Source organism: Vibrio pectenicida, assembly GCA_024347015.1.
Lineage (GTDB): Bacteria > Pseudomonadota > Gammaproteobacteria > Enterobacterales > Vibrionaceae > Vibrio > Vibrio pectenicida.
In genome coordinates, this window is sequence record AP024889.1 from 1,261,127 (window position 1) to 1,273,523 (window position 12,397).

7 protein-coding genes, 1 tRNA gene and 3 pseudogenes are annotated in these 12,397 nt (G+C 41.0%); 6 read left to right on the plus strand and 5 right to left on the minus strand.

What is annotated here, in order from left to right:
- The first annotated feature begins 177 nt into the window (after positions 1-177).
- Entirely contained in the window at positions 178-1,395 is a 1,218-nt protein-coding gene (locus tag OCV27_RS06000; protein WP_125322307.1) for a serine protease, read from the plus strand.
- A 78-nt stretch (positions 1,396-1,473) separates the two neighbouring features.
- Here the strand turns inward: OCV27_RS06000 and OCV27_RS06005 are convergent, their stop codons facing one another.
- Entirely contained in the window at positions 1,474-2,040 is a 567-nt protein-coding gene (locus OCV27_RS06005) for a UPF0149 family protein (RefSeq protein ID WP_125322306.1), read from the minus strand.
- 122 nt (positions 2,041-2,162) lie between these two features.
- On the opposite strand from OCV27_RS06005, the gene OCV27_RS06010 reads away from it, so the two are divergent.
- The 5 genes and pseudogenes from OCV27_RS06010 (at position 2,163) to OCV27_RS06030 (ending at position 8,257) form a co-directional block, all read left to right on the plus strand.
- Positions 2,163-4,592 (plus strand): hybrid sensor histidine kinase/response regulator, encoded by a 2,430-nt coding sequence (locus tag OCV27_RS06010; protein ID WP_125322305.1) that lies wholly within the window; start codon positions 2,163-2,165, stop codon positions 4,590-4,592.
- A 169-nt stretch (positions 4,593-4,761) separates the two neighbouring features.
- Positions 4,762-4,849, plus strand: a tRNA-Ser gene (locus tag OCV27_RS06015).
- A 322-nt stretch (positions 4,850-5,171) separates the two neighbouring features.
- Positions 5,172-5,864, plus strand: a pseudogene (locus OCV27_RS06020) (IS6 family transposase).
- 181 nt (positions 5,865-6,045) lie between these two features.
- Entirely contained in the window at positions 6,046-6,645 is a 600-nt protein-coding gene (locus tag OCV27_RS06025; RefSeq protein ID WP_125322304.1) for a chromosome partitioning protein ParA, read from the plus strand.
- A 16-nt stretch (positions 6,646-6,661) separates the two neighbouring features.
- The gene (locus OCV27_RS06030; RefSeq protein ID WP_245986781.1) at positions 6,662-8,257 is read left to right on the plus strand and encodes a hypothetical protein; all 1,596 of its coding nucleotides are present in this window, start codon (positions 6,662-6,664) and stop codon (positions 8,255-8,257) included.
- Positions 8,258-8,423: 166 nt separating this feature from the next.
- Here OCV27_RS06030 and OCV27_RS06035 read toward each other — a convergent pair.
- The 4 genes and pseudogenes from OCV27_RS06035 to OCV27_RS06050 all read right to left on the minus strand — a co-directional run.
- Positions 8,424-8,618, minus strand: a pseudogene (locus OCV27_RS06035) (IS256 family transposase); the annotation flags it as partial.
- A 149-nt stretch (positions 8,619-8,767) separates the two neighbouring features.
- A pseudogene (locus OCV27_RS06040) lies at positions 8,768-9,745 on the minus strand (ISL3 family transposase); the annotation flags it as partial.
- Between the two features lie 848 nt (positions 9,746-10,593).
- Positions 10,594-10,845 (minus strand): nuclease-related domain-containing protein, encoded by a 252-nt coding sequence (locus OCV27_RS06045; protein WP_125322303.1) that lies wholly within the window; start codon positions 10,843-10,845, stop codon positions 10,594-10,596.
- A gap of 262 nt (positions 10,846-11,107) precedes the next feature.
- Complete coding sequence (locus OCV27_RS06050) at positions 11,108-12,208, minus strand: acetate and sugar kinases/Hsc70/actin family protein (protein ID WP_185759802.1); 1,101 nt, start codon at positions 12,206-12,208, stop codon at positions 11,108-11,110.
- Positions 12,209-12,397: the final 189 nt, after the last annotated feature.

Consider the following 12,397-nt stretch of genomic DNA (forward strand, 5'->3'; position numbering starts at 1 on the left):
CGTTATTTTGTATGAGTAAACCATTCTGGAAGAGATGTATTCACATCAGCCTTGCTAAAGATTAAAGGTGATATATATAACGAAGTTATGCAATTTATATATTTGTTCTTGCAATGTTTTTCTGGTTCATTATCATCCCAATTTTTCTTATTATAAATAAAATGGAACGATATTAGGATGCAGAAAATAGTCTTGGTGGTAGGTTTAGTCACTTCTTTTACCGCATTAGCTCAAGGGCCAACAAATACAGAAAGAATGGCAAGTGCAAAAATTGTTGGTGGTAAACCAGCAACTGAGTCGGATTGGCCTTTTATAACTTATGTTGATATCGGCGGTGGATTTTGTGGCGGTAGTCTTATTGGCGATAGGTATGTTTTAACCGCAGCACACTGCGTTGAGGAAAAAAGCCCTAACGATTTGAAAGTATATGTAGGGCCTAAGAATTCAATCGAGAGGTATCTTGCTACACCTGAGTATGTTCGTTCCTATTATATCCACAGTAACTACAATGGTACCACCTTTGCTAATGACATTGCGATTATTGAATTAGAAAATACAGTTAACACACCCAAAGTAGCACTTGCTACTGAAGTAGAAGTTAGTGCCTTAAATACAGCTAGCACATTGACGGCGGCGGGGTGGGGGACTACTTCATTTGGTGGGGCTTCTTCCGATTCACTGCTGCAAGTAGCTTTACCCTACGTAGACAGGGGAACCTGCCAAAATATTGGTGGTAATTATTCAACAGTTGGCTCTTATTCAATTTGTTCTGGTCAAATAGGAAAAGACACTTGTCAAGGAGATAGTGGTGGACCGCTTGTATTAAAAGATGGTACAGAAATCAAACAGGTCGGTATTGTTAGTTGGGGGTATGGATGCGCGAAGGCTAATTCCTACGGTGTGTATTCCAACGTTGGTTATTTTAAAACTAATGGCTGGATTGAGAAAAACACTTCAGGCGTGAGTCATTCTCCTGACATTTTATTGCAGGCTAAAAGTGGTGAGCATTCTCGCACACTGGAAGTTAAAAACTTGATTGACCCTAATACCCCTAATGATACTACTTTTAATGTTACATCGGTCCAAGTTCCATCAGGTGTTACTTTGATTGCCAATAATTGTACTGCGAACCTGCGGAATGGTGACGCCTGTACGATAGACATCAATATCGACGCATCCACTGTCTATGCTAACTCAGATAAAGCAATAGTTAGAATAATGACCGATCACCAAACTTCGAGTGAATTACCAATTTCAATCGTATATTCCTATGAAGATAGAAATGCGCAAACGTTAAATAATGGTGGTAAAGGAGGTGGTTCAACCACTCTTGGTATGATGCTATTAGCACTGTTTGGCTTTGCTCTTAGGGCTAGAAAGCGCGACAAGGCATAATCTGAAGTTTTCAGCTGTTGTTCATGGATGAAAATAAAAAGCTGGTGCATTCAAAGCGCCAGCTTTATTGATTATATATCATTGTTCAATGAGAAGGGCACCGCGACCTGTGAGCCCACATAGCATGGCTGGAATCGCATTGAAGATTTCTTCAAATTGCTCTAGCCCTTCAACCCCTTGTTCAGCGAGGGTAGCTAAGCAGGTCTCAGGATCATACAACATACTAATAGATAACAGCACGCCACCCAGTAATGCGTTATCTTCACTGTCTTCAGGCATTATCGATTGCCAGTCATCTTTGGTTAGTTGCCAGCCTTGCAGCAAGCCTTCACAGAAATCACGAGCCTCTTGATTAACAATATCGGCGTCATCAAGCTTGCATTGTGGTGGCCATACCCATTGATCTTCAAGTAAATCTGGGCGACATTGATTCCACATTGCGATAATTAATTCAATATAGCTTTCTAGTTGTTCACCATCGCTAAACGGGGCAACTTCTTCGCCTCCCCATAAAAGAGGAATCCATTCTTGAGGAGGAAGAATGTTAGGTGCGGCGGCCATCGCAGTGACAAAACCTTGGGTTTTAGCTTCGTTGATCAGCCTATCTTTTAGCTCTGGTTGGGCGAGTATTTCATTTAATGTCAAAATAAATACCAAACGGTCGTGTCAATTTGGGGTAATTCTAACAGCCCAAACTAGACATAAAAAGGCCACAGCTTGCGTATATTCGCTATAATTTAAGCGAAACAGTAAAAATTCAAAGGCTTATGGAAATACGTTCTTCGCTAAAAAGAAAAAGTTTTTTAGCCCTCACGGTCTATTTGGTCATAGTGATTGCCATTATAGGATCAGTGAGTTACCTGGTTGTTGAGCCTCCAATTCGAGAGCAATTGGAAAAGAATCTCGACTTAAGAACAGAGCTAATAGCGGCAGAGATTGAAGAGCCGCTCAATAGCTCTGTTGGCATACTGCAGAGTGTTGTTAGCATTGGAAATACTGCTGACTCTCAGGAGCATCAAGCAGAAATGCTATTTGAGTTATTTTCAGTGCTTGATGGAGTAGTCGTGAGTGGTGGGTTATGGCCAATTCCGTATTCGATTAACCAAAATAAAGCTTACAAGAGCTTATTCTTTAACCGAGCCAGTGATGGTCAGGTAGATCAGGTTTTCTCTTGGGATAACCCAGAATCTGGTGGCTACGATAAAGAATCTTGGTATACCTCTGTGGTCGATGAGCCTGCAGGAACCGTTATTTGGTCGCAAGTTTATATTGACCCATTTACTCATGTTCAAATGATTACGGCGTCGTCGTCATACTTTGTTGATGGAGAACCAGCTGGAGTAGCGACAATTGATGTGTCGCTAGAAAGCCTTATCGACTTTATCAATAAACATGCTCAAGAATATGAATTAGGAGTTGTACTTAAAGACTCCTACGGTGATGTGATAACAGATTACAACTTTCAGGTTATTAAGGATATCTATGTCAGCAGTACGGAGTTTGGCGATTTTAAGTGGTACATTGATGTCGTCAACTCCAATCGATTCGTTGATGAAGAAGCCTTCGGTGTGGTAACAAAGGTAGAAGCGGGTATTATCCCCATCATGCTGGTATGCGTCATGATGGGTTATGTGCTGATTAACCGCTTCTTGATCTCTCCGATTGTACTTATTGCCGAAAAAGTAAATAACTCTCGTGCCGGAGGGTCAATTAATATTCGTTACAATAGCCAAGATGAAATACGTCAGCTGATAGATACTTTCAATCAAAAGACCAAATTCTTAGAGCAAGAAAAACAAAAAGCTCAAACATCGACCAAGGCTAAGAGTGCTTTTTTAGCGACGCTATCGCATGAAATACGAACCCCTATGAACGGTGTACTCGGTACGGCGCAAATATTAATGAAAACAAACTTGAGCCAAGAGCAGCTTAAACATATGAAAACCTTGTATGACTCGGGCGACCATATGATGACGTTATTAAATGAGATTTTGGACTTTTCAAAAATCGAGCAAGGCTATTTAGAACTTGAAAACCATCCATTTCCGCTTGAATCTATTTTAGGTAGTGTTAACAGTGTGTACTTTACTTTGTGCTCTGAAAAAGGTCTTCAGTTTAAAGTGTACTCTGAGGTTTTTAAGGGGCGGTGGTATTTATCTGACAAAGCACGTTTACGCCAAGTGTTGTTTAACCTACTCAATAATGCCGTGAAATTTACTTCACGTGGCTACGTAGAAGTCTATTTTCGTGAAATTAAGCAGCAAGGCCGCAATTTCCTAGAAATAAAAGTACGAGATACGGGAATAGGTATTGCTAAAGACGCGCATAACAAAATTTTTAACCCATTTGAACAGGCTGAATCATCAACCACAAGACGCTTTGGTGGAACTGGCCTTGGTCTTGCCATAGTAAAGCAAATATGTGAGCTCATGAATGGAGAGATAACGGTCACTAGTGAAGTGGGGATTGGTACAAGTTTTAGAGTCTCACTAGCGATGGAGCAATGTGAGTCTCATTTACTTGATATCAAAGAACATGCAGAACTCAATTATCAAGGCCTCAAAGCACTTATCGTAGAAGACAATCGAACCAATGCGATTATTATGAATACCTTTATGGCCAGTAAAGGGTTTGAGTGTGAGGTGGCTGAAAATGGAGAGATTTGTGTTGAGAAGTTAGTGAGCAATAATTACGATCTTATCCTCATGGACAACCATATGCCAATTATGGATGGTGTTGAAGCAACGATTGCTATTCGGGCGCTCACCAGCTCTAAAGCAAAAATTGTTATACTGGGTTGTACCGCCGATGTCTTTAAAGAGACGCGCGAACGTATGCTTGGCTCAGGGGTAGATTATGTCATTTCAAAACCTATTGATGAAACTGAGCTCGATGATGCTTTATATCGCTTTTCCGACAGACTTTATCAATATAAGCCCGGCCTGTTGGTGCGCAAAGACGTGCAACCACAACAAATGGAACCCTTACTGGTCAACTTATTTATGGCATTAGAAGATAAGGATATTCCCCTTGCTGAAGAGTATTTCCAGCGGTTAAGAACGGAACTTGCTGACCTAAAAGATGATTTACTTGAGCAAACGCTTAATGCTGTACAGGAAAAGTTATCTCACGGAGAAACACCTACCCAGTCAGATTTGGACGTACTTACCGTCTCACTTAATAACCACTTTGACTAGCTTTTAATCATATATAGAAGGTGCTAGAGCGGAGAAAATCCGCTCTAATCAGCTATTAAATAATCAAACGATCATTGAGTGAGACTTTTTTTAGCTAATAGGCTTGACCTACTCCAATAGAATCATTAAATTAGCGCTTCGTTGGTTCAGAGAATCAACCAAAAAATTCGGTGAGTTGTCCGAGTGGCTGAAGGAGCACGCCTGGAAAGTGTGTATACGGCAACGTATCGAGAGTTCGAATCTCTCACTCACCGCCACATTTCTTTTGTAATCAATCGTATAATGATGGTTGGGTGCAAAAACTGTCACAATAATGTGTCACAAAAAACATTAATCGCCCTAGCAGAAATACTGGGGCATTTTTGTATGCGTCTTTATTTCTTATAAGGCTTGGTCAAATTCAAACTCTAGGATTGCTTCTTCTAGATCGCCAACCTCGAACTCCTCATTGTTGGCAGCTTTAGGGAAAAGCTCAGGGTTGATTTCTCCGGTGCCTTTCCATTCACTTAAGGGAATGACTTTAGGTGGACTACCTTGTGGCTTTTGTATCTCAATTACCCTTGAAGTGGGGTTATCCCTATCAGCGAAGTCCAGAATAAGCTCAAAGGCTATCAATTTCCCCAAGACATCATTCTTGAAACCGTCCGTTATTATCTGGCGTATCAACTCAGCTACCGTGACATTGAAGAGATCCAAACTGAACGAGGGATTAAGGTTGATCACGCCACCATTCATCGCTGGGTAGTGATATTCACTCCCATTATTAAAGGGCTGTGCGAGACGAAAGAAAAAGCCATTGTCAGGGTCTTGGCGAATGGACGAGACCGACATCAAAATCAAGGGCAGGTATTGGTATTATTACCGAGCCATGGCGATGTCATTGATTACTACCTGAGTAAACATTGAGATGAAGCTGCTGCTAAAGCCTTTCTGAATAAGGCCATTGCTCAAAATGGCTTACCTGAAAAAGTGGTGGTTGATGGGAGCAATGCGAATCACGCAGCACTGGACGCGATGAATGTTCAGCTTTGGCTAACGGGTTACTTCATGCTGTGTTTGATAGAAATTTGCAATGTCAAATACCTGAATAATATCGTGGAGCAGAGTCATCGTTGGGTGAAACAGAAAACGCGGCAAGCCTTGAGTTGGAAATCTGTCGAAGGGGCAATGGCGTCACTGCATGGTCGAGAAATGTGGATGATGTTAAAACGAGGACAAATTGACGTGGAGGGCGAGAGCGCGGTAGTTAGATTTTACGCTCTCGCAGAGTAATTGTGTCCGGAAGTTAGTGTGTGCAAGTCATGAATAAATGTTGCGACAGAGCCCCTCAAGTGTTGCGTTTCATCTGTAGGATGGGCCTTTCCACTTATTTTGATATAAAACTTATTTATTATTCAATGGGATAATTTATAAGTACACTCTTTCGACTGTATAAAATACCAGAGAAACAAAAATGAATAATTTGTTGGTTTGCACTTTATCTATGGTGGCAATCATGGGTGGGAAAGAGTCAAAAGATCCAAACACAATGGCAGTGGAGCCTCCGGCTGTCATATTAAGCATAGAGAAAACCCCTAAGCTAAGCGCAAAGTTAAAGGCACAAAAGACCATTGATGGCCAGCTTAGGCTGATCTATGAACGTTTTGAACCCATGCTCGATCGCAGTGATTCGCTCACCGGTACTGACACAAACCAAAGTGGTATCCGCGATGACATTGAAGCCTTTATCGATGCGTTAGAGGTGAGTGAGTCCGTTCGCAACGCCTTAAAACAAAATGCCCGTTTCACACAAGAAAATCTCTATCATGATTTTTCACAAAAGACCGATGAGAACATCAGAAAAGCTCTCGATATTTCATACAAATTCGATAAAGTCCTCGCTTGCGAAGAATTTGTTGGCATTGATATTGATGACATAATAAACACCTCGAACACAATTACAGCTCTAACCTATAACACCAAAGCCCGCACTATGGCCTACCTAGCTTACAATCATTTACTTGATGGTTCTGTAAGCACTCTTCTTGCTGCAGAGGAGCAGTACTGTGAATAAGCTAACACTATCACTCATGATTACGGCTTTACTGCCATTCAATGCCATTGCCAACTCATGCAAAATTGAAGGTTACACCATAGGTTTTTTTAACGGGGTCGCAACAACTGAGACTAAAGCAAAACTCGGTCTTAAAAAAATAAAATCCACCCTTGATATTAACCAATACAACGGAGAGTCTGTCGAATACCAACTTTTCTACAACGATTCCTACATTGAAGATAGTGGCCTTAACGTATTGGCCGATGTCGCTGAAAGCTTTGACCAAAGAACTTACGAGCTAGAGCAGAAACAATTTGATCGGTGGGAGGCATTTTGGGACATAGTAAGTGGTAGACAAAACAGTCCTATCATCAAAAAAATCAGTGCGACTTTTTCTTGGTTCAAAAAGTTTGTTAAGGATTCCTTCAGTCGAACTCTAAACGCACAAATCCGAGAATTCCTCGAGGCACTGACATTATTAGTTGATGCCCCCGACACCAACCAAACGAGAATGCAACATAATCTTATCAACGACTCTCATACGTGGAAAGGGAAAAAACTCATCTATATCGCTCATTCGCAAGGGAACTTATGGGCGAATGAATCATACAAATATGTGATATCTCAACCTGGCTACGGTGCCGATAACATTCGTGTCATTCATATCGCTCCCGCTTCACCCACTCTTAGTCCGAACAGTGATTACATTTTATCAACCTCAGACATGGTCATTAATGGGCTTAACTTTACAGGGGTAGGCAGCGTTCCGCTTCCAAACACCGAGATTGCACCGAGTAAATCAGACCGCTTAGGGCACGGTCTAATTCCGATTTACCTCACTAAGCCTAAATCCATTAAAAAAATACAAGCCTCAGTCGATAACGCTTTCGCATCTATCTCTAACACATCAGACGTTCCGCCGAACAAGGTTATATCAAGAGAAAGAAGGGACTCTCTGGAGTCTATAAGATCTGAGGATGGGTTCCCATTTTTTACAGGGGATTATCACTCGGAGAATAAATACCCTGATACAGTCATAGACCCTGACTTTTTTAAGACAGCAGGAGGGCGATCCCAAAATAATTTTATACCTACAGCCAAAGGTACTGGAGCGACAATGTATAGAGTTAGTGGTGATACCCATGTGGGCTTTTTATTTGATGAACCTATCAGTTTTCGTCAGGTAGCAAGAAAAAATCATGTCGAAATCAGTAAACACTCCATGATAGGAAGAGATTATCGAGGAGGTGAGTCAGTAATTAGTGTTGATCTTATTGTTAAAGATGATGTAATACCCAACACAAAAATAGGAACCTATCTGGGTTTATTTAAAAGACCAATTTTTGAAAATAAAAGCATTGTCCACTATAACAAAAATGAAAAGTACGATTCAGAAACTCTTGCTTTAAGTTTGATTATCGCAAGCAATGCTCACGAGAGCGATAAATATTTCAGGCATCATGGGATGGTGTGTTATACATTTTCTAGGGATACAGTTCTAATATATAATTATCTAATGAACAACAAGGATTGTGATGTTAGAAAGTTAAGCACCCCTGAATCCGCTAAAGAACATTTGAATCATTTAAAAATAAATGCTGGGATATCGACTGTAACTGATTTTGTGTAACTGTTTATCAGAAGATGTCGAGTAGACGACACCTGTTACCAAGTGTCGTCCCTCTGTTCTGTCGTAAAGTTTATTCATGATGCACAGGCAATCATCTCAAGACGTAACTATCCTGCAAGGGCGTAAAATCACAGGGCGTTCAGGATTCTGTGTCAGCTAATTTTTGTTAGATATCTAAGACGTCATCTAAGCGCCCCTCAAAGTGCATCGCCAGTTGAGGCAATGTCATATTCCAGTTCTGGATTGGCATTGTCCATTTCTTATAAACATTCAATATCCCAGCATAAAGCAGTTTTAGCAGGCTGTTTTCAGTCGGGAACCCACCTTTGGTTTTGAGCAGCTTACGGAATTGGCGGTTTACACATTATTGTTGTCTTATAAACATGTCAATTATGGTTTGCATATCAGATCATTTAGCGGTGTTTAGACATCTGACATGACGGGGATTGCCACAGAGGTTAGTGGGGTTCGAGGTTCAATGGTACGAAAAGTTACTCGGCTCTTCTCCGCTTAGATGAGCTTGATTTCTGGGTAAATGGTAGAGTGAGTTTCTAGGATTGAGGTTTGTCTAATCTTCAATTTAAAGTAATTCGTATCCCTGACTCCTCGAGCTTTCCGTCTAAGAAGGCCTATCGATACATTCCCAGCTTCCACTCGGGCATTCGTCAGCTTATATTTTGCATAATTGCAGCTCCCAACTCTTCTCTCCCAAAGCGCGTCTGCAAAGTTGATGAGAGACAAGGTCCTCGTCTTTTTAGCAAGTTGGCACCACGCATCAAGCGCTGCGAGCATTGAATCAAAATTACGCTCATCCCATAAGGCTTGAAGCTGCTCTTTGAGCATATAAATCGTACAAAGAGTCTTATTGCTTTCAAGTAAATCATCTAGCCTATCCGACTGCTTATCGCTTAGATTAGGCGCATTCTTGAGGAGTAAAAATAGCGTCCCCTTGAGCATTTTTTTCTCGTCATTCGTGCCTTTCCTAAACGCTTTATTACGCTCTTTCCTTATCAAAAGAGAGTAGTTCTGCATAACATGAAACCGGTCAAAAACGATGTCTGCATTCGGAAGAGCGTTTCTCACTGCTGATTGATAAGATTGCCCCATATCCATTGACACCGCTTGGATGCCGTCTTTCGTTTGCGGTGATAATTGTTCAAAAAAGTTGATGAGTACGTTTGAAGTCCGCCCATGGTCAACCCAAATAAGTTGTCCTGAAACGAAATCATAAACGACGGTCATATAGTCATGGCCTTTAGCCCTAGCGACTTCATCAACACCGATATGAACAAGGTTGGTCAACTTCTTAGGCTCTAAAGCAGGCAAGGTAGAGAGAAGAAATGCTTTATCGATATTTTTTACGGTTTCCCAGCGTATATCTAAATGCTTAGACACTGCGTGGATGCTCATATAGCGGCATAGTCCACTAATAAAGTGACAGAATCTCTTGGTATAACGACTCCCCTTATCAACAAAATCATGCCCTTCATCAATTAGGATTGCGCCATATTGGCCCGATGGGATCTGCCCAAACTCCACCGCTTTAATCACAGACTCAACATTGAGTTCATAATGCTCTCTGGTTTTATCCTCTATGGGGGTGACATGATAGGTTTTGAGTTGCTGACCACACCAGTCGTGAAAGTGGTAGATTTGCACTTTATCCGTAATCTCTTTTTCATTGATGAAGGTGCGAAGTTTTGCGGCCAAGGTGATGTTATAGCAAAGTACCAATATTGGTTTATTGAGTGCATCGGCTAGATGCAAGCAGCGATATCCTAGAATTAAGGTTTTTCTTGAGCCTGCCACGCCATGAATCACGCGGTGGCCTTCGCCCAAACTCCTTGCAAGCTGTTCTTGCTGAATATCCATGATCTTGATGATATCTGGTACTGTGTCTGAAAGTGGAATGTCGTCGGTATCATCATCAAATAATGAACCTTGCTCTTGGCTAATCCTAATTTCAGGGTAGAGATGCCAACGAATACGATCGATCTGAGGTAGGGTAAGTTTATAGTCAAAGTTGTAGTTAAACATTTCCCACAGCCTTGATTGAAATTGCTCTGGGTCAACTGATTCTGTCATTTCATCACAGCAAATAACCAAATGGCTTTGTAATACACTCTCTTGGGCATCAAATGGAATGGCTTGATTGAGCTGTTTGCGAGATATGAAGGGTAAGACAACACCATAACCATACGGGAAACACAATTTGCCTTTGTATTGAAGATTATTACTGTGAAGTTGCTTGTCTGATGAAAGCTTATTGATCACTGTGTAAGCACACTGGCGAACCTGTTCAAGAGGGTTGGAGACGGTTTTGAGCCCGTCACTCGTCAAAGCTCAACAGTTTTAGCCGTGATGGACTTAATCTTGTCGATTTTCCAATCTTTTACCTCAAGAAATAGCAGCCCCCGCAGTGGGTGAAGCACAATAAAATCAGGATAGCGGCGCTGCCTTCCAACGGGAATATCAAACCAGCATAGATAATCGCTATCCAAAAGAGATTCCAGTCGACGAGCGAATCGCTTTTCACCATTTTCCATTTTAGAAAGGCAGGTATTAAGTGATGGGATAGGTTCAGCCATATCAATGTCTAGTTTAATTATTTCCCCCAATATATTAAGCAATCAATATGCATCCAAGTGATTATTTGATGAAAGGTAAAACTAAATTTAACATTGTGCGCGTGGTCAATATCTTTAGCCCAATCATAAGGTTCGGGCTAAAGAATACTTTATAACAGATGATATTTGGTAGGGTTTAAAAGATGACTCATGTGATTATGTTAGCCACTGAGTGATTGTGAATTTCACTCCAAACCTCAGGTAATCGTTGCTCCCGAACCCATCACAAATCTGGTGCGAGTATTGGGCCGAGTGTCCAGCTGATGGTATTGCCATTTAGCTCTTCTACTGCCTTGATGTCAGTTTTGTCATCGGCGAGCTGATAGCCTTGGGTGATTAAGGTGTGTTGGTAAGCGGCGTTAAAACAGTTGGTGTAAAGGTATGAGTTAGGTTGAGAATCGTCTCCATTTTGATCAGTGGGTTGCCATTTTTGTGAGCAAACATCTTTACCTTTGGACTCTAGATTAGAGAGGTTAAAAGATTGAGTAATGCCCAGATCTTTGCTGGTAAAAAAGTACCCGCTGATAGCATAGAAACCTGTGTTGTTTTCTGGTTTTAACTGTTTTTGGTTCACTTGATGAACGCCGTTAATCAGAGGTTCGACTTTATTTACGCATTCAGAAAATATTCCTGTGCCTTGCAGACCGTTCGGTAATACATAATCGATTGGGAAGCAGGCAGGCTCGTTAATATACTGTTTAAGTGCTAAATCTTGGCCCAAACCAAGGAAGCTGGTTGAGGAAAGAGTAAACTTTAGATCGCCAACAGCCACATCAATTAAATTATCGCCAATTTTACTTTCAAAGGAAATTTGGGTAGAAGCGCCGCCTAAATCTATAATACCTTTCGTTATTTCATTATTACTGAATGCACCATTAATATAGTTGGCGGTGAGCCATGCGTATGTGCCCTCAACTTGGCCAGTAATGGTTTTAACTTTAACATCAGCCTTTGGGAAACGCTGAGTCAGCGTAGCGAGAACGCTTTGGTTGATTTTATTTCTATCATTCGATGAAATAGTGCGCATGCCTGCGGTGGAATAAAAGTAAATATGATCTGGGGTAGTAGTAGTTTGTCCAAATAATTGTTCAAGATATGGCTCTAACTTGGAAGGCGCTATGTCTTGTACGCCGCCTTTTATGTTTGTGTAGGTGACTTCGCGGTCTATTACAGCTAAGTCATGTTTAGCTGACTCATCGTAGTGGTAGTGATATTCAAATAATCGAGAACCTGAGCTTCCTGCATCAACTACAAAAGTGCTCTCAGCTAGCGCTGAGGAGGTCAAAAATATCGCGACTAAAGAAGATAGCTTGGTTATATTCATAGCAATGCCTGTCATTAATTTGCAGCTCAGTTAGAGTAAAAAGCCATGTGAGACGATTCAAGAGTTGATACTTTAAGTTTTTTTAATAAGAGTAATGTTATTTATTCTAATAAGGATTAAGAAAGGATAAATATAAGTTATTGGTCAAACCAGATTAGAGTTTATTATTCACTCGGCTTTTTTGTTAAA

Excerpts from the sequence above, each read along its gene's own strand:
- OCV27_RS06000 (WP_125322307.1), top strand. The coding sequence starts at position 178 with ATGCAGAAAATAGTCTTGGTGGTAGGTTTAGTCACTTCTTTTACCGCA.
- OCV27_RS06010 (WP_125322305.1), top strand. The coding sequence starts at position 2,163 with ATGGAAATACGTTCTTCGCTAAAAAGAAAAAGTTTTTTAGCCCTCACG.
- OCV27_RS06025 (WP_125322304.1), top strand. The coding sequence starts at position 6,046 with ATGAATAATTTGTTGGTTTGCACTTTATCTATGGTGGCAATCATGGGT.
- OCV27_RS06030 (WP_245986781.1), top strand. The coding sequence starts at position 6,662 with ATGATTACGGCTTTACTGCCATTCAATGCCATTGCCAACTCATGCAAA.
- OCV27_RS06045 (WP_125322303.1), bottom strand. The coding sequence starts at position 10,845 with ATGGCTGAACCTATCCCATCACTTAATACCTGCCTTTCTAAAATGGAA.
- OCV27_RS06050 (WP_185759802.1), bottom strand. The coding sequence starts at position 12,208 with ATGAATATAACCAAGCTATCTTCTTTAGTCGCGATATTTTTGACCTCC.